Below are 22,470 nucleotides of genomic sequence, written 5' to 3'. Positions count from 1 at the left end.
ATTGGGGGGAATGGGTGCCGCCTCTACAGTGCCGGATTGGGGGGAATCGCTGGCACTGCATGCACGAATGTATATTCGGCCGGGTCCAAGTGTACGCCAGCGGACGGGGAATACAAGCATTCAGACGACCCCAGATCGAGTGGTTTCCCTACCATGCCCAGATCATTCACAGACTGGGCCGGTGGATTTGTTCGGATGAGTGACAAATCCGCAACCGAGAACGCGCTACGCTCGTGCATGGCACGGACTCGACCCGCCTGGGCAGGTCGGGTCAGGAACGCGGATTCGCAAGGGAGCGAGACACACACGATGAGCACTCAGATCGACAGCCTGCTGCACGAAGACCGACGATTCCCACCGTCGGAGGAGTTCGCCGCGCAGGCGATCGCCAGCGCCGAGCTCTACGAGCGGGCGTCGAGTGACCGGCTCGCCTTCTGGGCCGAGCAGTCCCGCGAGCTGCTCACATGGAGCAAGCCGTTCACGGAGACCCTCGACTGGTCGAACCCTCCCTTCGCGACCTGGTTCGACGACGGCGAGCTGAACGTCGCCTACAACTGCCTCGACCGGCACGTCGAGGCCGGCAACGGCGACCGCGTCGCCCTCCACTGGGAGGGCGAGCCCGGCGACACCCGCACCATCACCTACGCCGAACTCACGGCAGAGGTCAAGCGCGCGGCCAACCTGTTCACCAGCCTCGGCGTCGAAGCCGGCGACCGGGTCGCCATCTACCTGCCGATGATCCCGGAGGCGATCGTCTCGATGCTCGCCGTCGCGCGCATCGGCGCGGTCCACTCGGTCGTCTTCGGCGGGTTCAGCGCGGACAGCCTGCGCTCCCGCATCGACGACGCGGAGGCCAAGCTCGTCATCACCGCCGACGGCGGCTACCGCAAGGGCAAGGTCTCCGCGCTCAAGCCCGCCGTCGACGCGGCGCTCGCGAGCCGCGGCGAGCTGCCCGAGCAGGCGACCGTGGATCACGTGCTCGTCGTCCGTCGCGGCGAGAACGAGGTCGACTGGACGGCCGGACGCGACCTCTGGTGGCACGAGGCCATCGCCGACGCCGAACCCGAGCACGACGCGCAGCCGTTCCCCGCCGAGCAGCCGCTCTTCATCCTGTACACCTCCGGCACCACCGGGAAGCCGAAGGGCATCCTGCACACCTCGGGTGGCTACCTGACGCAGACGGCGTTCACCCACAAGAACGTCTTCGACCTGCACCCCGAGACCGATGTGTACTGGTGCACGGCCGACATCGGTTGGATCACGGGCCACAGCTACGTCACCTACGGACCCCTCGCGAACGGCGCGACGCAGGTGCTCTACGAGGGCACACCGGACGCCCCGCACCCGGGACGCTGGTGGGAGATCATCGAGAAGTACGGCGTGAGCATCTTCTACACGGCTCCGACGGCGATCCGCTCCTTCATGAAGCTCGGCCGGAAGATCCCGAAGCAGTTCGACCTGTCGTCACTCCGCCTGCTCGGCTCGGTGGGCGAGCCCATCAACCCCGAGGCATGGATGTGGTACCGCAAGATCATCGGCAACAAGGTCGCGCCGATCGTCGACACCTGGTGGCAGACGGAGACCGGGGCGATCATGGTGTCGGCCCTTCCCGGTGTCACGTCGACGAAGCCCGGTAGCGCGCAGGTCCCGATCCCGGGCATCGCCATCGACGTCGTCGACGACGCCGGTGACGCGGTCGGTGCCGGCGGCGGCGGACTGCTCGTCGTGACCGAGCCCTGGCCGTCGATGCTCCGCGGCATCTGGGGCGACCCCGAGCGGTTCAAGGAGACCTACTGGGAGAAGTTCTGGGACGTCGAGGGCGGCCCCTTCTACTTCGCCGGCGACGGCGCCCGGCTCGACTCGGACCGCGACGTCTGGCTGCTCGGCCGTGTCGACGACGTCATGAACGTCTCCGGGCACCGACTCTCGACCGCTGAGATCGAGTCGGCGCTCGTCGCAAACGAGATGGTGGCCGAGTCGGCCGTGGTCGGTGCGGCCGACGAGACCACCGGGCAGGCGGTCGTCGCCTTCGTCATCATCAAGGAGTCCCACCTCGAGCAGGCGTCCGGACTCGCGGACATCACCGGCGCGCTCCGCAGCTGGGTCGGCGAACAGATCGGTCCGATCGCACGCCCCCGCGAGGTCTACCTCGTCAACGAATTGCCGAAGACGCGCTCGGGCAAGATCATGCGCCGTCTCCTGCGCGACGTGGCCGAGGGCCGCGAGGTGGGCGACACGACGACGCTCGCCGACACCACGGTCATGCAGATCATCACCGACAAGATGGTGAAGAACACCTAGGTCCGCGCAGCCCCGAAGCAGGAGATCCGCTCCGCAGCAGGAGGAACGTGGCTACGTTCTCCTGCTCCGGAGCGGATCTCCTGTGCTCCACAGGGCAGGCTCTCGGGCAGCTCATCCCCGTATCCCCGGGGCGGCGGCCGTGGCCCTGCCCAGCCCGCGAAGCTGAGGTGATGGACCTCATCCCGTGGATAGACCGGCACGACGGGATCGTGCATCGTCTCGACGCGCTTGATGCCGGAGCGACCAGGCACGGCATCGAATGCGCGAAGCGATCAGGCTCGGTCCGAGTCGTCAGACGCAACTGGCTGGTGACCGAGGCGTGTGATCCCCAACTGCTCTTCGCGGCGACGCGCGGAGGACGATTGACGTGTCTGACGATCGCCGGTCGTCGCGGTTGGTGGAACCTCTCCGACGGACTCGTCCACCTCTCCGTCCCGTCGACGTCTGCCGCGACGATCGAATCAGGGCTACGGCTCCATTGGAGCGCGACCCCGGCACCAGTGTCCGCCCGCACGCTGGTGCAGCCACCGGTCAATGCACTCTTCCACATCGCCGAGTGCCAACCGTTCGAACGCGCACTCGTGGTCTTCGAATCGGCTGTCCGCATCGGCGATGCCGACCTCGACCGGCTCAGACTCATGCCCACCCGTTCCCGCCGGTTCCGGAGGGTGATCGACCGCACCAGCCACCTCTCCGACTCCGGCATCGAGTCGATACCTCGCATCCGTCTCGCGCGGATCGGGATTCACATGCGTCAGCAGGTCGTGGTCGACGGTCACCGTGTCGACGGTCTCGTCGGCGAGCGCCTTATCCTGCAATTCGATGGACACGCCCCGCACCAGGATGCATCACAGCGGAGCCGCGACCTCGCGCAGGATCGCCGCCTCGCGCTGTCCGGTCACACCGTCCTGCGGTTCAGTTACCAGCAGGTCATGCATGATTGGACACTCGTCGAGCGCGAGGTCTCAGACGCGATCGCGCAAGGCAGGCATCAGTGGTGAACGCAGGAGATCCGCTCCGCAGCAGGAGGAACGTAGCTACGTTCTCCTGCTCCGGAGCGGATCTCCTGTTGTGACGTCGCGCGCTACGCGAACTCGACGATGAGCTCCACCTCGACGGGCGAGTCGAGCGGGAGCACGGCGACGCCGACGGCGGAGCGGGCGTGCACGCCGAGGTCGCCGAAGATCTCGCCGAGGACCTCTGACGCACCGTTGATGACGCCGGGCTGGCCGGTGAACGCCGGGTCGGAGGCGACGAAGCCGACGACCTTCACGATGCGGGTGACGCGGTCGAGCGAACCGATCTGGCTCTCCACCGCGGCGAGCGCGTTGAGGGCGCACGTCCGGGCGTAGGTCTTGGCGTCGGCGGGCGAGACGAGTCCGTCGCCCTCGCCGACCTTGCCGGTGGCGGGGAGCTTGCCGTCGGTCATGGGCAGCTGGCCCGAGGTGAAGACGTGCTCACCGGAGACCACCGCGGGGATGTAGGCCGCGACGGGCGGGACGACGGTGGGCAGGGTGATACCGAGCTCGGCGAGTCGGGCGGCGATCTGGGACATGGGGGTTCCTCCGGGGCGTCGGGTCAGTCGGCGATGGGGCGCTTCAGGTAGGCGACGAGCCCACCTTCCGGACCGGTGACGACCTGGACGAGCTCCCAACCCTCCCCGCCCCAGTTGTTCAGGATGGCTGCCGTGTTGTGGATCATCAACGGCGTGGTGAGGTACTCCCAGCGGGTCATGTCTCTCCTCGATCGGGCGCTCCGCACGGAGAGGCGGAGGCGCAGGGGATGCTCATGGCGGGCCCCAAGTGAAGCTCGCTCACAGTTTCCCCGCTTACCTTCGATCCTATGCCTGAACCACGTACCCCCGCGAAGACGGTCGCGCAGAGCGTCCTCGGCTTCGTCGGCTTGAGCGTCGCCGCCGGTGTGCTCGCCACCGCCGCGGTCACCCCTGCCATCGCGATGACCGGTCTCGCCACCTCCACGGGCATCTCCGTCTTCGACGGTCTCCCCGACTACCTCCAGCTCGACTCGCTCGCCCAGAAGTCGAGCATCTACGCCAAGGACTCCGCCGGCAACCCGGTGCTCCTCGCCTCCTTCTACGACCAGAACCGGATCGAGGACAGCTGGGACCAGATCTCCCAGTTCGCGAAGGACGCCGCGGTCTCGGCCGAGGACCCCCGCTTCTTCGAACACGGTGGCATCGACCTCGCGGGCACCGTCCGGGCGGTCGTCAACAACGCCGCCGGCGGGTCGACGCAAGGTGGCTCCTCCATCACGCAGCAGTACGTGAAGAACGTCCTGGTGCAGAAGGCCGAGGCGATCCCCGACAAGAAGGAGAGCGACGCGGCCTACGAGGAGGCGACCGCGACGACCCCGGAGCGCAAGCTCAAGGAGATGCGACTCGCGATCGGTCTCGAGAAGACGTACGGCAAGGAGGACATCCTCCGCGGGTACCTCAACATCTCCGGTTTCGGCGGACGCGTCTACGGGATCGAGGCGGCGTCCAACTACTACTTCAACACCACGGCGGCCAACCTCACGCTGGAGCAGGCGGCGACACTGCTGGCGATCGTCAACAATCCCGAGAACCTCAGGATCGACAAGCCCGACAGCGCCGACAACGGCGCGGCCAACGGCTACGCCCTGACGAAGACGCGTCGGGACTACGTCCTCGACCAGATGCTCAAGGAGCAGAAGATCTCCAAGGAGCAGCACGACACCGCCGTGGCGATCCCGATCACCCCGACGATCGTGCCTCCCATCACCGGTTGTTCCGCAGCCGGGTCATCCGCCTACTTCTGTGACTACGTGACGAACGTGCTGCAGAACAACGAGATCTTCGGCGCCACACAGGACGAACGGTGGACGAACTTCAAGCGCGGCGGGTACAGCGTGTTCACGACGCTCGACCTCGACCTCCAGGCCGCGTCGCAGGCCGCGATCGACGAGTACGTGCCGAAGACGACCACCGAGCTCGACCTCGGTGCCGTCTCGGTGAGTGTCCAGCCGGGCAGTGGCCGGATCCTCGCCATGGCCCAGAACAAGGACTACTCGCAGGATCCCGACGTGCTCGCGACGGGTTCCAACTACAGCGCCATCAACTACAACACCGATCAGGCCTACGGCGGATCGGCGGGCTTCCAGCCCGGGTCGACGTACAAGATCTTCACCCTGACGGACTGGCTGAAGTCGGGCAAGGGCGTCAACGAGTCGATCAACGCGAACCGTCGATCCGACTGGGGCACCTTCACCAACAGTTGCGTCCCGGGTGGGACGGAGCAGGCCGAGGCCGGGTGGAGTCCGCGGAACGACGAGGGCGAATCCGGGTCCTACACCGTCAGGCGCGCGACGCAGCAGTCGATCAACACCGCGTTCATCGCGATGGCGCAGGAGCTCGACCTCTGCGACATCAGCAAGACCGCCGAGTCGATGGGCGTGCACCGTGCCGACGGCGCACCGTTGAACAACTCCCCCGCGACCGTGCTCGGCACGAACGAGGTCGCTCCGCTGAGCATGGCGACCGCCTTCGCGACGCTCGCCGCCGGCGGCAAGACGTGCGACCCGATCGCGATCGACTCGATCACGAAGCCCGACGGTTCCACCGCCGAGGTCCCCTCGGCGAATTGCCGTCAATCCGTCGATGCGAAAGTGGCGGCGGCGGCCGACGACGTCCTCCAAGGCGTCGTCTCCAACGGCACCGCGTCCGCTTCGGGCGCCCGCACCGACGGCGTCGGTGAGCTGATCGGCAAGACCGGCACCACCGACAACGCCGAGGCGACCTGGATGAGCGGCGCGAGCACGACGGTCGCGACGGTCGTCGGCACCTTCAACGTCAGCGGACACGTCAACCTCCGCGACACCTACATCGGCGGAACCCAGGTCGCGTCCATGCGGCACTACATCTGGCCGGCGGTCATGTCCGCCGCGCTCGCCAAGTATCCGGGTGGCGACTTCCCCGAGGCGGACCGCGCGACGCTGCAGGGCGACGGTTCCGGCAGTAGCGAGGAGGACTCGACGCCCGCTCCGACACCCACCGCCGACCCGACGCAGGCCCCGAGCGAGGCGCCGACACCGGCACCGGGCGACGGCGCGGACACCGATGGGACCGGCGAGGACGGCGGGCCCGCAGCCCCTGGGAACGGCGGCGGAGCCGGGAACGGGAACGGGAACGGCTCGCCCGGATGATCGGATGCGGCTGCCGGTCGCACGCCGACCGACAGCCGCGTCGCGTCGCCCGGCGGCAACGATCGGGTTTCAACGCAGCCCTGAGCGGGCCTTTTTCAGGATTGTCGCTTAGCATCGATCCATGCCTCAACAACATCGCACGGCCACCGGTGTGCTCGGCGGCTTCCTCGGCTTCCTCGGCCTGAGTGTCGCCGCGGGCGTCCTCGTCACCGCCACGGTCACCCCGGCGCTCGCCGTCACGGGGATCGCGACCAACAGCACGATCAACGTGTTCGACGGTCTGCCCGACTACCTGGCCCTCGACGAGCTGGCGCAGAAGTCCAACATCTACGCGACTGACAGCGCCGGTACGCCGCAGCTGCTCGCGTCGTTCTACACGCAGAACCGCATCGAGGTCGGTTGGGACCAGATCAACCAGTTCGTGAAGGACGCGGCGGTCTCGGCCGAGGACCCGCGCTTCTACGAGCACGGCGGTGTCGACCTCACGGGTACGATCCGTGCGGCCGCGATCAGCCTGTCCGGCAACGACCTCCAGGGTGGTTCGTCGATCACGCAGCAGTACGTGAAGAACGTGCTCGTGCAGAAGGCCGAGGCGATCACCGACAAGGAGAAGATGGAGGCCGCGTACGACGAGGCCACCAAGACCACTCCGGAGCGCAAGCTCAAGGAGATGCGCATGGCCATCGGCCTCGAGAAGCGCTATGGCAAGCAGGACATCCTCCGGGGCTACCTGAACATCGCCGGGTTCGGTGGTCGCACCTACGGCATCGAAGCCGCAGCGAACTATTACTTCAACACGACCGCGGCGAACCTCAACCTCGAGCAGGCCGCGACGCTGATGGCGATCGTGAACAACCCCGAGACGCTGCGTCTCGACCGCCCGGAGAGTGAGACCAACGGCGCGGCCAACGGCTACGCGCTGACGAAGGACCGCCGCGATTACGTCCTCAAGCAGATGATCAAGGAGGGCAAGATCACGCAGGAGCAGTTCGACGTGGCCATCGCCACCGTGATCACGCCCACGATCACGCCGGCCAGCACGGGTTGCCAGACCGCCGTGAACATCAGCCCCGGCTCCGGGTTCTTCTGCGACTACGTCACCCGCGTGTTCCAGAACAACCCGATCTTCGGTGAGACCGAGGACGAGCGGTGGGCGGCGTTCAACCGCGGCGGCTACAGCGTGTTCACCACGCTCGACCTCGACCTCCAGTGGGCAGCACAGAGCGCGCTCGACGCGTACATCCCGCACGCGAGCGACCAGCTCGACATCGGCGCGGTCGCCGTCACGGTCCAGCCGAAGACCGGCCGGATCCTCGCGATGGCGCAGAACAAGGACTACACGAACGACCCGGAGATCGCTGCGACCGGAGCGAACTTCAGCGGCGTCAACTACAACACCGACTACGACTACGGCGGATCGAGCGGTTTCCAGCCCGGCTCCACGTACAAGACCTTCACCCTGGCCGAGTGGCTCAAGGAGGGCCACGGCCTGAACGAGGGCGTCGACGGACGCAAGCGATCGCCGTGGGGTACGTTCAAGGACTCCTGCGCCGACGGCGGCACGGTCTACGCCGGCTCCGATTGGAACCCCGGTAACGACGAGGGCGGCAACGGCGGCTACTACACGGCGCTGCAGTCCACGAAGGCCTCCATCAACACCGGCTTCATCGCCATGTCCAAGCAGCTCGACCTCTGCGGCATCCGCAAGACGGCCGAGTCGATGGGCGTGCACCGCGCCGACGGTGGGCCGCTCCTGCAGTCCCCCGCCACCGTGCTCGGCACGAACGAGGTGGCTCCGCTCAGCATGGCGACGGCCTTCGCGACCTTCGCATCCGGCGGCGTGACCTGCGACCCGATCGCGATCGACCGCGTGGTGAAGCCCGACGGCACGGAGATCCCCGTTCCGGCGGCGAACTGCCGCCAGGGCCTCGAGCCCAACGTCGCGGCGACCGCGAACGTGGCTCTCCAGGCGACCTTCAACGGTGGTACGACGAGCGCGTCGCGCATCGGTGACGGCATCCCGCTCATCGGCAAGACCGGAACGACCGACAACAACGAGGCCACCTGGATGAGCGGTGCGAGCACCTCCGCGGCTACCGTCGTCGGGGTCTTCAATGCCACCGGCCACGTCAACCTCCGACGCACCTACTTCGATGCCGGGCAGGTCGCGGTCCTCCGTCACTCGATCTGGCCGCGCATCATGGAGGTCGCCAACGGCAAGTACGGCGGCACAGCGTTCGGCGACCCGGATCCATCCCTCATCAACGGCCAGTCCGTCCAGGTGCCGGACGTCGCCGGGAAGTCCATCGAGGAGGCACAGAAGATCCTCGAGGATGCCGGCTTCGGCTTCGCGAACGGCGGCGCCGCCGACTCCGCCCTCCCCGTGGGTCAGGCTGCCAGCACCAACCCTGCCGGCACGGTCCCGAAGGGCTCGATCATCACCGTCTACACGAGCAACGGCCTGGTCGGCGTCGTCCCCGATGTGAGTGCTGCCGCCAGCTTCGACGATGCGAAGGCGGCCATCCAGGGTGCCGGGTTCTCGAACGTGGGTCAGAAGTGCGTCGCGGACCCTGCGGCCACGGGCACGAAGGTGACCGGGGTGGATCCGCCAGCCGGATCCCAGGCGAAGAAGGACGCGAAGATCACGGTGTCGATCACGAAGGACAAGTGTTGACGCTCTGACGCGATGACGAAGGGCCCGGTCGGATGTCGACCGGGCCCTTCGTCGTACCCGCGGATGCGCTCCGGGCGTCTTCGGAGGGGCCAGCGGGTACGCTCGTGGGACGGTCGGAACCACTCGGCGACCGAAGGAGGAGACGATCGATGGCGGCACCCATGAGCACCGGCGGCAGACTCGGAACGGCAGCGGCCGTCGTGGCAGGCCTCGGGGCCCTCACCTTCGGGTACGCGTCGGTGATCGAGCGCAACGCCTTCACGCTGCGCAGGGTGACCGCTCCGGTCCTCCCGCCCGACGCCGAGCCGATCACCGTCCTGCACCTCTCCGACCTCCACATGGCGCCCTGGCAGCGTCGGAAGCAGGCCTGGCTGCGGTCACTGGCCGATCTCCGACCGGACGTCGTGATCAACACGGGCGACAACCTGGGGCATGAGCAGGGCATCGACGGGATCCGGGCTGCGCTCTCGGTGTTCGCGGGGGTTCCCGGGGCGTTCGTGCACGGCTCGAACGACTACTACGGCCCGACCGCGAAGAACCCGTTCAAGTACTTCACGCAGACCTCCTCGAAGCACGTCTCCCCGACGACGCTCGACACGGGTGCGCTCGAGCGGTTCTTCATGGACGAACTCGGTTGGATCGACCTCAACAACGCGGTCGGTGAGATCTCGGTCCGCGGGACCCGCCTCGACCTGTTCGGCGTCGACGACCCGCACAAGCACTTCGACCGTCTGGACACGTTGACGGCCCTCATCGACGAACGGCTGGACGCCGAGACGTTGGAGACCGACGACCCGTCGTTGGCGCACACGGTGACGGTGGGCGTGATGCACGCTCCGTATCGGCGGGTGCTCGACGCGTTCGTGACGCAGGGTGCGCAGTTCATCTTCGCCGGTCACACCCACGGTGGTCAGGTCTGTGTGCCGGGCTACGGGGCACTCGTGACGAACTGCGACATCCCTCGCAAGCAGGTGAAGGGGCTCAGCGTCTGGCGCCACGCCCTCCGCTCGGCGTACCTGAACGTGTCGGCGGGTGTCGGCACGTCCATCTATGCGCCCGTGCGCTTCGCCTGCCGGCCGGAAGCGTCGCTCGTGACGCTCCTCCCCCGTCGCACGGTGGTCTGACCGGGCCGGACTGCCCTTCGACAGGCTCAGGGACCGGGACCTTCCGGGCTGTGCTGTCGGGGTAGCGGGATGTGCAACCCGCCAGCCCGAGAAACAGAGAAGCCCGGCGGATACTTGCGTATCTGCCGGGCTTTGCTGTCGGGGTAGCGGGATGTGCAACCCGCCAGCCCAGCGGACCGCCAGCCCACGAAAACAGAGAAGCCCGGCCAGACGATTTCTTGTCTGACCGGGCTTTGCTGTCGGGGTAGCGGGATTTGAACCCACGACCTCTTCGTCCCGAACGAAGCGCGCTACCAAACTGCGCCACACCCCGATGGCCCGAAGGCCTTGTCTAGGATAGCCGATTTTTCAGCGGCTGTTCGCCACTTCCTGGAATCGGTGCATCCCGGACCGGATCAGCCGGACGCCGCCATCGCCGCCCGGCCGATCCGTGCTCTCACGCCTGCTGACGGCGACGCACGACCACGGTGCCGAGCGCGGCAGCACCGACGGCGAGGAGCCCACCGGCCACCCATGGGAGGGCGGTTCCGGCGAACCCGGTGTCGGCGAGGGCGTTGCCCCCGGCAGACGGGTCGGAGGCCGACGCGGCGGCAGCAGCGGCGTCCGCGGGGTCCAGCACGGTGAAGTCCGATGAATCGGTCACGGTGCCCTGGGTCGCGGTCAGCGTGTAGGTGCCCGCGGGGTCCGCAGCCGTGTCGATGGAGACCTGGATGTCTCCGGCGGCGTCAGCGACGGTCGACAGCGTGCGAGCGGAGACGCCGGCCACCGAGGAGTCGATGGTGATCGACACGGTCTGGTTCGCGGCCCAGAAGTCCGAGCACGAGTACGAGACCGCCGCGCCGCGCGCGACGCTCGCCGGCGTGATCGAGTTACAGCTGCCTGGACCGTAGCTGTCGCCCTCGACCGCGTTGGCTGCGGTGGGCAGCGCGACGACGGCGAGGAGGACGAGTGCGGCGGCGGAGAGAGTTCGTTTCATGTGCGGGCCCCTAGGTGTGCGGATGGCGCATGCGCTGCGTGATGCGACATGCGGACACGGCCTGGAGCCGAGCGCTGTTCACTCGTGGCCTCCATGGCCGTCATCATGCTAGGGCAGCCGCTCGCTCGCCTGGGCTGAAAAACCGCGGAATTCCGCGGATGTGACCACCTTTGGGGGTACGCCCTGTCCGCCTGACGCCACGCCGGGTGAGGACCGTGCCAGGCCGAAGCCCAGGAGGGTGAGGTGCCCTCCCGTCAGGCCGTGGTCCGAGCGGACGACCGCCCGGACCACGCATCCCGACCGACGGATCAGGCCGTCTTGCGGCGACGGATCGCCATCGCTCCGACGACGCCGGCACCGACGACGAGGAGGCCTCCGCCGATCCACGGCAGGGCTCCACCGTCGAAGCCGGTCGAGGCGAACTCGCGCTCCGAGACCTGGAACGAGGCACTCTCCGTGGTGGCGCCCTGGGTCGCCGTGACCATGCAGGTGCCGGAGGCGGTCTTGCTGGTCTCGATCGTCACCGCGAACGCGCGGGCGGCGTCGGCGCTGAACGTGCCGGACGTGGGTACGGCGCTCTGCTCGGCGGCCTGCTCGGTCGCTCCGGCGGTGTTCGGCTTCGCAGCGGGAATGCTGCAGCCGGGCCCGGCGACGGTGACCGTCACCGGAGTGCCGGGGTCGAAGGTGCCGTCGCAGCGGAAGACGGTCGACTCCCCCTGGGTCACCGACACCGGTGTGAGGGTCGCACAGCCGGCAGGGCCGTAGGTGGACGAGTCAGTCGCTGCGCTCGCGGCGGTCGGGGCCGCGAAGACTGCCAGGAGGCAGAGCGATGCTAGGGCAAGGGTGCGCTTCATGTTGATATCCCCAAGGAACGTCGAATACCCCCTGCGTCCGCCGATTTCGGGTGGGCGTCCGCGCGAGGTTCCCCAGGGTCACGAATTCGGGTGCGTGGCTTCCTGAGGTGTTGTCATGCTATGTCAGGAGCCGCACCGAGGGAAGGCTGAAATGGTCGTTTTGCCCGTGATTCCGGGGGTTGTGACCAGGTTTGGGGGTACATCGGAGGCCTTCGGAGCGAGCACCGTGAAGACGAGTTCCGTTGTCGCCCCCGGAGTGAGGGTCACGTCGGTCTGGGCGTAGAGACGACCGTTCGGGTCGGTCACGGCCTTCACCGGCAGGTCCTCGCCGTCGCTCGCACCGAGCAGGCTCGCACCCAGCGGGCCGTGGATCACGACGCGCGTCGCGATGTCTCCTGCGGGGGTGCCGAACCGCCCGCCCGCGGTCACGTAGTCCGGCAGGGAGGTCGCGGCGTCCGCCGGTGCGGTGGACGTCAGGGTGACGGCGACGACGTATTCGGCGCCCTGTTTCGTGCACCGGGCGTCGCTGATGTCGACCTTCGACTCCAGGTAGTAGTCCATCTTCGCGCGGGTCAGGTCTTCGAGGTAGATCCCGGTGTACACGGCTGCGTCGTCGGTCGCCGGTGGGATCCCGGCGAGGCTCGTCTCGGCGATCAACGCCTGTTCGGTGGGGACCGCACTCCACACGTGGAGACGGTTCTCCGCACCGGACGCGGACAGGGCCTGGACGAGCGCGCCGGGGTCGGGCGAGCGGGAGATCATGCCCTCGAACACCGCACCCGAGACCGCGGCGAAGAACGCGTCCTGCACGAGCCGGTCGGGGAACCGGGCGTAGACGTCGCTCAGCAGCGTCTTCGCCGCGTTGTCGGCGGTGAGCTCGGTGCCGTCCGGGAGGGCGACGGGGCCGGTCGCCTCCAGCAGGTGTGCGAGGACGTAGGGGTCGACGGCGACCACGGTGTCGATGGGAACGCCGAACACCTGGGTCCCCATGGCTGCGGCGAGCTCGCCGGTGCGACTGAAGTCGACCGTGAGGTTGGTGTCCTGGATGTACCGGCCGAGGTTGTCGGTGTAGACGTTCTGCTCGAACGGGGTGAGCGGGAGTACCGGGGCGGGGAATCCGGAGAAGTCGTCGCTCCCCCGGGTGCCGACGAAGGAGATGACGCCGTTCTCCGCGTGGATGAGGGCCACCGCCCCGGCGATGCCGCCACTCGAGCGCAGCTCCGCGTTGTTCTGGATCATCACCATGATGTTCCGAGGCCCGGCCCCTCCCGCCATGTCCGGCAGGAGCGCCGTGGCCCGCGCCGCGGTGTCGAGCATCGTGGATGCACCGGTGATCGTGCGGGTGAGCTTCTCGACGGCGTCCGCGACCACCGGCAGCGCACCGTCCGTGCCGATCGTGTCCACGCGCCCGGCGATGGCGTCAGCCGCTGCAGCCGCCTCGGCCACGGTCGGCGCGACGGCGCGGAGCGGCTCCGTCGCGATCGACCCGTCCCCGGGGAGCAGGGACGACAGGTTCACCTGATCGGCGATCTCGACGACCTTCGGCACGACGTCGACCGCGACGTCGTCGGTCGCAGCGGCGGCCTGTCGCACCGCGGAGAAGTTCACGCCGAGGAACGGGACCGCCTCGGCCGCCCGCCAGATGGGATCACTCGTCAGCGACACCGCCTCGCCGGTGTGCTTGGTGAGGGCACGCTGCGTGACCTCGGTGCCGCTCGCGTCACCCTTGAGCACGGCCGACTGGAGCGACTTCGCCTCCGACTGGGCGGCTTCGAGCGCGTTCTTCGCCAGGGACGCCCGGACGCCGAGCCAGGCTCCGAGCGCGAGGACGACGAGGAGGACGGCGAGTGCGATCCACCACAGACGCGAACGCCGGCGGCCGGGCAGGCGGATGCCGGCCGTCGCCGGGCGTGGGTCAGCCAAGAGTGCTCCTTGTTCGGGTAGGCACAGCCTAACCGCCGGATGACGGCCACCGAAGGACGGTGCACGCCCCCTTTCAGGGGTGGACGGCACACGCGGCAACCGGGCTCACGACCGCTCATGGCCTACGATTGCGAGGTGCTGTCAGCACCCTCGTCGACCGATCTGGAGCCGCACCGCAGATGACCCGCACGCCGCGCATCGTGATCGGGATCCTGCTGCTGCTCTGCCTGTGCGTCATGCTCGGCATCGCGTTCTGGCCGACGCCCGTCGACGCCGACGGCCGGACGACGCTGCTGGCGATCCTCGATCGCTTGCAGGCTGCGGGCGCGCCGACCTGGTTCGACTACCGCTTCGTCGAATCGGCCGCGAACGTCGTGCTGTTCATCCCGCTCGGCGCCCTGCTCGCCCTGGAGCTGCCCTTGCGGCTCTGGTGGGTCGCGCCACTGACGACGACCCTGTTCTCGATCGCGATCGAACTCGGACAGACCCTGCTCCCCGAGCGGGTCGCGACGATCGCCGACGTCTACGCCAATGGGGCCGGAGGCCTGCTCGGCGCGACGATCGTGCTCGTCGTCCGGCTACTCGTCACCGGTCACGGACGACCGAGACCGACGTAACGCCACCCGGCGCCCCGCCAGGCGTCCACGTCGAGGCAGTTGCGTCCGTCCACGATCGTCTTGCCCGCAGTCAGCTCGGCGACGGCCGAGGGGTCCAGGGCGCGGAACGCCTTCCACTCGGTCACGACCACAACGATGTCCGCGTCCGTCACGGCCTCTTCCGCCGAGTCCGCGAACGTCAGCTGCGGGTGGAGTCGACGCGCGTTGGGGACCGCTTCCGGATCGAAGGCGAGCACCTTCGCACCCAGTCCGTTGAGGCCGACGGCGACGTCGAGGGCCGGCGAGTCTCGGACGTCGTCGCTGTCGGGCTTGAACGCGAGCCCGAGCACCGCGACCCGCTTCTGGTAGGCGCTCCCGCCGAGCTCCTCGACGACGAGGTCGATGACGCGCTGACGACGACGCAGGTTGATCGCGTCGACCTCCTTGAGGAAGGCCACCGACTCCCCACGACCGAGCTCTTCGGCGCGAGCGGTGAAGGCGCGGATGTCCTTCGGCAGGCAGCCGCCGCCGAACCCGACACCGGCGTTGAGGAAGCGGCGACCGATCCGGGCGTCGTAGCCGATCGCGTCGGCGAGCTCCGTGACGTCGGCGTCGGTGACCTCGGCGATCTCCGCCATCGCGTTGATGAAGGAGATCTTCGTGGCGAGGAACGCGTTCGCGGCGACCTTCACGAGCTCCGCGGTCGAGTACCCGGTGGCGACGAGCGGCGTGCCGGTGGAGAGTGCCTGCGCGTAGACCTCGTCGAAGGCGGCTCGAGCGACGGCGGCGTCCTCGGGAGCCGGCGGCAGCCCGTACACGAGTCGGTCGGGCGCGATCGTGTCCTGCACGGCGAAGCCCTCCCGCAGGAACTCGGGGTTCCAGGCGAGCACGGCGCCGGTCGGGGCGACGAGTTCGGCCAGGCGCGCAGCGGTGCCGACGGGGACGGTCGACTTGCCGACGACGACGTCTCCTGCCGACAGATGCGGCAGGAGGGCCGTCACCGCGGCGTCCACGTACCGCAGGTCAGCCGCGTTGGAGCCGGCCTTCTGCGGTGTGCCGACCGCGACGAAGTGCATGGTGGCCCCGGCCGCGTCGGCCATGTCCGTGCTGAACCGCAGGCGGCCCGACTCGACGCCGGCCAGCAGCAGCTCCGGCAGGCCGGGCTCGAAGATCGGCGAGCGTCCGGCGGAGAGCGCCTCGATCTTGGCGGGGTCGACGTCGATGCCGACGACCTCGTGCCCGATCGACGCCATGGCGGCCGCGTGCACGGCCCCGAGGTAGCCGCAGCCGATGACGGAGAGCTTCATGCGTGTGATCCTTCGCTGGTGGGAGGTGCGGTGGGCGTGCTGGACAGGCGACCGCCGGACTCCTGCAGGTAGCAGACGCCGCAGAGCGATTCGTAGGTGACGGTGGTGCCGTCGATGGCGACCTGGTCGCCGTCGAACACGAAGGTGTCGCCGAACCGGCGGCCGTTGAAGATCGCCTTCCGACCGCACCGGCAGATCGTCTTGAGCTCCTCGAGGCTGTGGGCCACCTCGAGGAGGCGGCGGCTCCCGGGGAACGCGACGGTCTGGAAGTCGGTCCGGATGCCGTAGGCGAGGACCGGGATGCCCTCGAGCAGCGCGATGCGCAGCAGGTCGTCGACCTGTTCCCCGTGGAGGAACTGGGCTTCGTCGACGAGCAGGCAGCTGACGTCCTCGCCGGTCTCCTGCACGACGCGGCGACGGTGCTCCGCGAACACCAGGACGGCGTCGTCGTCAGGAGCGAGCAGGAAGTCGGCGTCGCGGGTCACGCCGAGGCGACTGACGATGGCGGCGTCGCCCTTCGTGTCGAGCGAGGGCTTCGCGAGGAGGACGCGGTGGCCGCGCTCCTCGTAGTTGAACGCCGCCTGGAGCAAAGCGGTGCTCTTGCCGGAGTTCATCGCCCCGTATCGGAAGTACAGTTTCGCCACCAGGCAAGCTTAGGGTTCCAGGGCTGCACCTGTCGCATCCGACGACGGGCCGGGCGAGCACCCGTGTCGGGGCTACAGCGAGATGTCGAGGGCCTCGGCGGTGCTCTCGAGGACCTTCGCCGCCGTCTCGGGGACGTCGTTCAGCGTCGAGCCGTAGGTCGGGATCATCTCGCGGATCCTCGGCTCCCACGCGGTCATCCGGTCGGGGAAGCACTTGCGTAGGACGTCGAGCATGATCGGCACGGCCGTCGATGCGCCGGGCGAAGCGCCCAGCAGTCCCGCGATCGTGCCGTCCGCACCCGTGATGACCTCGGTGCCGAACTGCAGGACGCCGCCCTTGGCCTTGTCCTTCTTCATGACCTGGGCTCGCTGCCCGGCCTCGATGAGGTACCAGTCCTCGTCCTTCGCCGTCGGCAGGAACTCGCGGAGGCTGTCCATCTTCTGCTTGCGGGACTGCAGGAGCTGCCCGATGAGGTAGGTGATGAGACTCGGGTTGTCCTTCGCGACCGCCAGCATCGGGAGGAGGTTGTGCGGGCGCACCTGGGTGACGAGGTCGAGCATCGATCCGCGCTTGAGGAACTTCGGGCTGAACGTCGCGTACGGGCCGAAGAGGAGGCTCGCCTGACCGTCGACGACGCGGGTGTCGAGGTGCGGGACCGACATCGGCGGGGCCCCCACCGAGGCCTGGCTGTAGACCTTGGCCTGGTGCTTCGAGACCACCGCGGGGTTGTCGGTGCGGAGGAACTGCCCACCGATGGGGAAGACGCCGTAGCCCTTGATCTCGGGGATCCCGGACTTCTGCAGCAGCTTGAGCGCCCATCCGCCGGCGCCGACGAAGACGAAGCGGGCGTTGATCTCCATCGGTGATCGTCCGAGCGTCTGACGGCCTCGGATGCGCCAGGTGCCGTCCTTCAGCCGCTTGAGCGACCGGACCTCGTGGTTGGTGCGGACGTGGGCGTTCGGCGCTGCGCCGAAGAGCTTGTGCGTGAGCGAACCGAAGTCGACGTCGGTGCCCGCGGTGATCCGGGTGGCCGCGATGCGTTCGCCGACGGCACGCCGGTTGATGAGCAGTGGAGCCCACTCGGCGATGACGGCCGGGTCCTCCGAGAACTCGATGCCCGCGAAGAGCGGCTGATCCTTCAGCGCCTCGTAGCGCTTCCGCAGGTATTCGACGTCCTTGTCGCCGCGCACGAACGTCATGTGCGGGGTCGGGTTGATGAAGGTGTCGGGTGCGCCGAGCAGGCCCTCCTCGACGAGGTGCGACCAGAACTGACGGCTGAGCTGGAACTGTTCGTTGATGCCGATGGCCTTCGCCGGGTCGACGTGGCCGTGGGCGTCCTGCGGCATGTAGTTGAGCTCGCACAGCGCGGCGTGGCCCGTCCCGGCGTTGTTCCAGGGGTTGGAGCTCTCGAGTGCGACGTCGCTCAGGCGCTCGTACACCTCGACCTTCCAGTCAGGCTGCACCTGGTGGATGAGGGCGGCGAGCGTGGCGCTCATGATGCCACCACCAATGAGGGCTACGTCGATGGTTTCGGTCACCAGAGCAGTCTAGTCGCGGCGAGGCCCGAGCTCTCCACCCGCGTGCTGTCGCTGATCGCATGCTGTGAGATCGCTCGATGTCGAGACACTTCGGCCCGTCTGCCCGACCGCCGGGTCAGCGTCCGGGGAGCGCGGGGGTGAGGGCGTCGAGCTCCTCGAGCATGCGCTGCGCGAGGTGCGCGTACCCGGCGTCGCTCGGGTGGAGGCCGTCGGCGGAGATCCACGTCGCCGGGTCCTCGTCCAGCCAGTGCGACGCCCCGGAGATGTAGTCGGCCCCGATGGTGTCGGCGGCGTCGTGCACCCATCCGATGATCTGTTCGACGGAGGCCGGTCGCTCGGCGGTGTACCACCAGGGCTCCACCACGATGATGCGGGTGCCGGGCAGCCCGTCGCGCAGCCGCTGGAACTCCGGCAGGATCGCCTCCCGGATCGCCTGCTCGTTGCCGGTCCACTCGAAGTTGTCGTTGATGCCGAGCGCGACGATGAGGACCTCGGGGTGCTGCGCGATGACGTCGGCCGTGACATCGCCGACCTTGTCGCGTTTGCGGACGAACCCGAGGCCCGGGTAGCCGGCGTTGTACTCCGTCCAGCCCTCGGCCTTCGCGACGAGCGAGGACCAACGGGCGGCCGGCGACGACGCTGCCGACCCCTTCGTGTACGAGTCGCCGTAGAACGCGACGAGCGGTCCGACGGCGACCTCGGACCCGGAGGTGTCGGCGCGGGCGACCGTCGTCTGCTGGACGTCGGCACGCAGGCCACTCACGGTGATCACCGCGGTGACGGCGATGGCTGCCGCGATGAACGCGGCCAGCCACCGTCGGCGCAGGCGTGGTCGCTGGCGGGCCATGTCGTCGTCCCCGATCGGGTGGAGGGAGGGCCGGTCAGACCGTTGCGGGCTGTGCGAGCAGCTCGGCGGCGACGATCTCGGCGATCTGCACCGCGTTGAGGGCCGCACCCTTGCGCAGGTTGTCGTTCGAGATGAACAGCGCGAGGCCCTTGCCGGCCGGCGCGCTCTGGTCGGGACGGATGCGCCCCACGAACGACGGGTCCGCACCGGCGGCCTCGAGCGGCGTCGGAACGTCCGACAGCTGGACGCCCGGAGCGTCACGGAGCAGCTCGATCGCACGTTCCGGCGACAGGTCGCGCGAGAACTCGGCGTTGATGGCGAGCGAGTGGCCGGTGAACACGGGCACGCGCACGCAGGTGCCCGACACGAGCAGTTCGGGGAGCTCGAGGATCTTCCGGCTCTCGTTACGGAGCTTCTTCTCCTCGTCGGTCTCGCCCAGGCCGTCGTCGACGATCGAACCGGCGAGCGGGATGACGTCGAAGGCGATCGGGGCGACGTACTTCTCGGGAGCCGGGAAGTCGATCGCCGAACCGTCGTGGACGAGTCGGGTGAGGTCGCCCTGGGCGACCGCGGCCTCGATCTGGCCGGCGAGTTCAGCTGCACCGGCGAGCCCGGAACCGGAGACGGCCTGGTAGGTGTTGACGATGAGGCGGGTGAGGCCGGCCTCGGCATCGAGGACCTTGAGGACCGGCATGGCCGCCATGGTCGTGCAGTTGGGGTTCGCGACGATGCCCTTCACCGCGTCCTTGATGGCGTGCGGGTTCACCTCGCTGACGACGAGCGGGACCTCGGGGTCCATCCGCCACGCGCTCGAGTTGTCGATGACGAGCGCACCGGCGGCGGCGAACCGCGGAGCCTGCGTGCGGGAGCCGGTCGCGCCAGCCGAGAACAGGGCGATGTCGATGCCGCTCGGGTCGGCCGTCTCGACGTCCTCGACCACGATGTCCTGGCCACGGAACGGGAGCGTCGTGCCCGCCGAACGAGCCGTCGCGAAGAAGCGGATCTCGCTGATCGGGAACTCGCGGTCCTCCAGCAGGCGGCGCATGACCTTGCCGACCTGACCGGTCGCTCCGACGACACCGACACGTACACCGTTGCTCATGGGGATTCCTCTGGTTTCAGGGGGTTGTTGTGAACCATCTTGCATCAGGATCGGCCAGGCTCCGGCCCCTGAGCCTGTCGAAGGGCGGTTCCGGAACCTGTGGACGAGCCGGCTCAGCGGCCGGTGCCACCGTGGACGACGGCTTCGTCCTCGCCGTCGAGACCGAACGCGGAGTGGACCACGTTCGCGGCCTTGTTGAGGGTGTCGGCACGCGTCACGACCGAGATGCGGATCTCGCTGGTGGAAATCATCTCGATGTTGATGCCCGCTGCGCTGAGCGCCTCGAAGAGCTTCGCCGAGACGCCGGTGTTCGTGCGCATGCCGGCACCGACGAGGGCGAGCTTGCCGATCTGGTCGTCGTGCTGGATGGCCGAGAAGCCCACCCGCTCCTGCTCCGCCGCGAGCGCGCGGAGGACCTGCTGCGCCTCGGGCTTCGGCAGGGTGAACGAGATGTCGGTGACGCCGGAGACGGCGGTCGACACGTTCTGGACGATCATGTCGACGTTGCCGCCCGACTTCGCGACGATGGTGAAGATCTCCGCCGCCTTGCCCGGCAGGTCGGGGACGCCGACGACGGTGATCTTGGCTTCGCTGAGGTCTGTCGCGACTCCGGCGACGATGGGCTGCTCCATGGGTGCCTCACCTGCTCCTGGGTTGTTGCGGCCCGCGTCGTTGAGGACGAGCGTGCCTTCGTTGTTGTTGAAGGACGACCGGACGTGGAGCGTCACGCCGTGGCGGCGTGCGTACTCGACGGCGCGGATGTAAAGGACCTTGGCGCCCGAGGCCGCGAGCTCCAGCATCTCCTCGCTGGAGATGCGGTCGATCTTCCGGGCTTTCGGGACGACGCGGGGGTCGGAGGTGAAGATGCCGTCGACGTCGGTGTAGATCTCGCAGACGTCGGCGTCGAGGGCGGCGGCGAGCGCGACGGCCGTGGTGTCGGAGCCGCCACGACCGAGCGTGGTGATGTCGCGGGTGTCACGGTTGAAGCCCTGGAAACCGGCGACGATGACGATGGCGCCGTCGTCGAGGGCCTCGCGCAGGCGCACTGGGGTGACGTCGACGATGCGCGCTGCACCGTGCTGGGCGTCGGTGATCATGCCGGCCTGGCTGCCGGTGAAGGAGCGTGCGACGTAGCCCATGCTGCTGATCGCCATGGCGAGGAGTGCCATCGAGATGCGCTCGCCGCTGGACAGCAGCATGTCGAGCTCGCGGGGCGCCGGGATGGGCGTCACTTCGTGGGCGAGGTCGAGCAGTTCGTCGGTCGTGTCGCCCATCGCCGAGACGGCGACGACGACCTCGTTGCCCGCTTTGCGGGTCTCCACGATGCGCTTCGCCACGCGCTTGATGCTCTCGGCGTCCGCGACGGAGGACCCGCCGAACTTCTGCACGATCAATGCCATCGGATCTCCTGGGGAAGTCGGTGCGGGCACGAGCGGCCCAGCGATCATCCTACCCATCCGGGCATTCCGCGCCGTTCATGTGACGAAGGGCACCCTCACCCGCTCCGGGGCAGGAGATCCGCCTCGCAGCAGGACGCTTCGGCCCGTCGGGTCCTGCTGTCGGGCCGATCTCCTGCGGCGGGGAGGCGGATGTGCCTCGGTAGGGTTGGCCTATGCAGCAGGAAGACGCGCGGGTGCTCGCGACGGTGCGACGCCTCTGGCAGGGACTCGCCTCGCCGACCGCGCGGTTCTCCGCCGGCCGCGTCGCCGTCGTCGTGAACGCCGGCTCGATGGCGTGCCCGCCCGGATGGATCGGCGTCGTCGAGATCGACGGCAGCGCCCTCGCGATCGTGCCCGACGAGGACACCGCCAGGCGGCTCGCCATCGAGGACGAATCGCCGAGGAGCGTCGGGACGGTCGAGTTCCTCCGCTCGCGCGTGCAGGTCGCGGAGGTCCTCGGGCCGGCGACGCTCGACTACCTGCTGCCCGGGCGGTTCCGACCGGCCGAGGAGATCGACGTGGTGGCGAGCAAGGCGAGCGACCCGGCCATCGAGTCGCTGCTGTCGAAGGTGGGCGATGACGAGGCCTCGGAGAGCGGGATCTTCGGCATCACCTCGCCGCTGTTCTCGGTGCGCGAGCACGGTCGGGTCCTCGCCGTCGCCGGCTACCGGTCGTGGCCCTTGGGCGTCGCGCACGTCACGGCGTTGACCGCACCGGAGGCTCGCGGGACCGGTCTCGCGACCCGGCTCGCCTCGACCGCGGTCGAGCACGCCCTCGCAGCCGGACTCCTCCCCCAGTGGCGGGCCGCCGACACGAACCCCGGCTCACGCGCCGTCGCCCGCAAGCTCGGCTTCTCCGCGATCGGACGACAGTTGTCGGCCCGGCCGGTGGTCGCTGAGTGGCCGGCGCCCTCCGCCGACGCCTGAGGCGCGCCCGGCTGCCCTGACTCAGGAGTCCCTCGG

18 protein-coding genes and 1 tRNA gene are annotated in these 22,470 nt (G+C 68.6%); 7 read left to right on the top strand and 12 right to left on the bottom strand.

The genetic code is table 11. The annotated features are described in order from the left end of the window. Positions 1-309 precede the first annotated feature (309 nt). Both acs and BIU99_RS02165 read left to right on the top strand, forming a co-directional pair. A complete protein-coding gene (gene acs / locus BIU99_RS02170) occupies positions 310-2,301 on the top strand; it encodes an acetate--CoA ligase (RefSeq protein WP_071259023.1) in 1,992 nt (663 codons plus the stop codon). Between the two features lie 362 nt (positions 2,302-2,663). Further along, complete coding sequence (locus BIU99_RS02165) at positions 2,664-3,302, top strand: endonuclease domain-containing protein (protein ID WP_217634962.1); 639 nt, start codon at positions 2,664-2,666, stop codon at positions 3,300-3,302. 83 nt (positions 3,303-3,385) lie between these two features. Here BIU99_RS02165 and BIU99_RS02160 read toward each other — a convergent pair whose 3' ends face one another. Both BIU99_RS02160 and BIU99_RS19860 read right to left on the bottom strand, forming a co-directional pair. After that, positions 3,386-3,856, bottom strand: a complete 471-nt coding sequence (locus tag BIU99_RS02160) for a RidA family protein (RefSeq protein ID WP_071259018.1) — start codon at positions 3,854-3,856, stop codon at positions 3,386-3,388. Between the two features lie 23 nt (positions 3,857-3,879). Then, on the bottom strand, positions 3,880-4,035 hold the full coding sequence (locus BIU99_RS19860; RefSeq protein WP_162852301.1) for a hypothetical protein: 156 nt from the start codon (positions 4,033-4,035) through the stop codon (positions 3,880-3,882). A 108-nt stretch (positions 4,036-4,143) separates the two neighbouring features. Here BIU99_RS19860 and BIU99_RS02155 point away from each other — a divergent pair, with 108 nt between their 5' ends. The 3 genes from BIU99_RS02155 (at position 4,144) to BIU99_RS02145 (ending at position 10,281) form a co-directional block, all read left to right on the top strand. Then, a complete protein-coding gene (locus BIU99_RS02155; protein WP_071259016.1) occupies positions 4,144-6,483 on the top strand; it encodes a transglycosylase domain-containing protein in 2,340 nt (779 codons plus the stop codon). A gap of 121 nt (positions 6,484-6,604) precedes the next feature. Next, complete coding sequence (locus BIU99_RS02150) at positions 6,605-9,157, top strand: transglycosylase domain-containing protein (protein WP_121293944.1); 2,553 nt, start codon at positions 6,605-6,607, stop codon at positions 9,155-9,157. Positions 9,158-9,306: 149 nt separating this feature from the next. Beyond that, a complete protein-coding gene (locus BIU99_RS02145) occupies positions 9,307-10,281 on the top strand; it encodes a metallophosphoesterase (RefSeq protein WP_254773548.1) in 975 nt (324 codons plus the stop codon). 239 nt (positions 10,282-10,520) lie between these two features. Here the strand turns inward: BIU99_RS02145 and BIU99_RS02140 are convergent. From BIU99_RS02140 to BIU99_RS02125, 4 genes are all read right to left on the bottom strand, one after another. Beyond that, a tRNA-Pro gene (locus BIU99_RS02140) sits at positions 10,521-10,594 on the bottom strand. A 123-nt stretch (positions 10,595-10,717) separates the two neighbouring features. Then, positions 10,718-11,257 carry a hypothetical protein gene (locus BIU99_RS02135; protein WP_071259010.1) on the bottom strand — a complete coding sequence of 180 codons (540 nt, stop codon included), beginning with the start codon at positions 11,255-11,257 and terminating at the stop codon, positions 10,718-10,720. Positions 11,258-11,565: 308 nt separating this feature from the next. Next, on the bottom strand, positions 11,566-12,111 hold the full coding sequence (locus tag BIU99_RS02130; RefSeq protein WP_064296099.1) for a hypothetical protein: 546 nt from the start codon (positions 12,109-12,111) through the stop codon (positions 11,566-11,568). Positions 12,112-12,234: 123 nt separating this feature from the next. Further along, a complete protein-coding gene (locus BIU99_RS02125; protein ID WP_071259008.1) occupies positions 12,235-14,034 on the bottom strand; it encodes a DUF4012 domain-containing protein in 1,800 nt (599 codons plus the stop codon). A 179-nt stretch (positions 14,035-14,213) separates the two neighbouring features. Here BIU99_RS02125 and BIU99_RS02120 point away from each other — a divergent pair, with 179 nt between their 5' ends. Continuing rightward, a complete protein-coding gene (locus BIU99_RS02120; RefSeq protein ID WP_064296097.1) occupies positions 14,214-14,651 on the top strand; it encodes a VanZ family protein in 438 nt (145 codons plus the stop codon). Here the strand turns inward: BIU99_RS02120 and BIU99_RS02115 are convergent. The 6 genes from BIU99_RS02115 to BIU99_RS02090 form a co-directional block, all read right to left on the bottom strand. Continuing rightward, positions 14,627-15,937: a UDP-glucose/GDP-mannose dehydrogenase family protein gene (locus BIU99_RS02115; RefSeq protein WP_064296096.1), complete on the bottom strand. Its 1,311-nt coding sequence runs from the start codon at positions 15,935-15,937 to the stop codon at positions 14,627-14,629. The genes BIU99_RS02120 and BIU99_RS02115 overlap by 25 nt on opposite strands. After that, the gene (locus BIU99_RS02110) at positions 15,934-16,581 is read right to left on the bottom strand and encodes a thymidine kinase (RefSeq protein ID WP_071259006.1); all 648 of its coding nucleotides are present in this window, start codon (positions 16,579-16,581) and stop codon (positions 15,934-15,936) included. Before BIU99_RS02110 ends, BIU99_RS02115 begins: the two co-directional genes overlap by 4 nt. Positions 16,582-16,653: 72 nt before the next feature. Continuing rightward, positions 16,654-18,120, bottom strand: a complete 1,467-nt coding sequence (locus tag BIU99_RS02105) for a malate:quinone oxidoreductase (protein ID WP_071259004.1) — start codon at positions 18,118-18,120, stop codon at positions 16,654-16,656. Positions 18,121-18,235: 115 nt separating this feature from the next. Beyond that, a complete protein-coding gene (locus BIU99_RS02100) occupies positions 18,236-18,967 on the bottom strand; it encodes an SGNH/GDSL hydrolase family protein (RefSeq protein ID WP_082916156.1) in 732 nt (243 codons plus the stop codon). A gap of 34 nt (positions 18,968-19,001) precedes the next feature. After that, on the bottom strand, positions 19,002-20,069 hold the full coding sequence (locus tag BIU99_RS02095) for an aspartate-semialdehyde dehydrogenase (protein ID WP_071259000.1): 1,068 nt from the start codon (positions 20,067-20,069) through the stop codon (positions 19,002-19,004). Between the two features lie 113 nt (positions 20,070-20,182). After that, complete coding sequence (locus BIU99_RS02090; protein ID WP_064296092.1) at positions 20,183-21,469, bottom strand: aspartate kinase; 1,287 nt, start codon at positions 21,467-21,469, stop codon at positions 20,183-20,185. A gap of 212 nt (positions 21,470-21,681) precedes the next feature. Between BIU99_RS02090 and BIU99_RS02085 the strand changes: the two genes are divergently transcribed. Beyond that, positions 21,682-22,434, top strand: coding sequence for a GNAT family N-acetyltransferase (locus BIU99_RS02085; RefSeq protein ID WP_064296091.1), 753 nt, complete (start codon positions 21,682-21,684; stop codon positions 22,432-22,434). The last annotated feature ends 36 nt before the right edge of the window (positions 22,435-22,470 follow it).

This window comes from Plantibacter sp. MMLR14_011 (assembly GCF_001865025.1).
Taxonomy (GTDB): Bacteria; Actinomycetota; Actinomycetes; order Actinomycetales; family Microbacteriaceae; genus Plantibacter; species Plantibacter flavus_A.
Note: the sequence above shows the minus strand (reverse complement) of the source record. Positions and strands in the feature narration are given on the sequence as shown.

Coding starts and splice junctions, on each gene's coding strand:
- acs (WP_071259023.1), top strand. CDS start 310: ATGAGCACTCAGATCGACAGCCTGCTGCACGAAGACCGACGATTCCCA.
- BIU99_RS02160 (WP_071259018.1), bottom strand. CDS start 3,856: ATGTCCCAGATCGCCGCCCGACTCGCCGAGCTCGGTATCACCCTGCCC.
- BIU99_RS19860 (WP_162852301.1), bottom strand. CDS start 4,035: ATGACCCGCTGGGAGTACCTCACCACGCCGTTGATGATCCACAACACG.
- BIU99_RS02155 (WP_071259016.1), top strand. CDS start 4,144: ATGCCTGAACCACGTACCCCCGCGAAGACGGTCGCGCAGAGCGTCCTC.
- BIU99_RS02150 (WP_121293944.1), top strand. CDS start 6,605: ATGCCTCAACAACATCGCACGGCCACCGGTGTGCTCGGCGGCTTCCTC.
- BIU99_RS02145 (WP_254773548.1), top strand. CDS start 9,307: ATGGCGGCACCCATGAGCACCGGCGGCAGACTCGGAACGGCAGCGGCC.
- BIU99_RS02135 (WP_071259010.1), bottom strand. CDS start 11,257: ATGAAACGAACTCTCTCCGCCGCCGCACTCGTCCTCCTCGCCGTCGTC.
- BIU99_RS02130 (WP_064296099.1), bottom strand. CDS start 12,111: ATGAAGCGCACCCTTGCCCTAGCATCGCTCTGCCTCCTGGCAGTCTTC.
- BIU99_RS02120 (WP_064296097.1), top strand. CDS start 14,214: ATGACCCGCACGCCGCGCATCGTGATCGGGATCCTGCTGCTGCTCTGC.
- BIU99_RS02115 (WP_064296096.1), bottom strand. CDS start 15,937: ATGAAGCTCTCCGTCATCGGCTGCGGCTACCTCGGGGCCGTGCACGCG.
- BIU99_RS02100 (WP_082916156.1), bottom strand. CDS start 18,967: ATGGCCCGCCAGCGACCACGCCTGCGCCGACGGTGGCTGGCCGCGTTC.
- BIU99_RS02095 (WP_071259000.1), bottom strand. CDS start 20,069: ATGAGCAACGGTGTACGTGTCGGTGTCGTCGGAGCGACCGGTCAGGTC.
- BIU99_RS02090 (WP_064296092.1), bottom strand. CDS start 21,469: ATGGCATTGATCGTGCAGAAGTTCGGCGGGTCCTCCGTCGCGGACGCC.
- BIU99_RS02085 (WP_064296091.1), top strand. CDS start 21,682: ATGCAGCAGGAAGACGCGCGGGTGCTCGCGACGGTGCGACGCCTCTGG.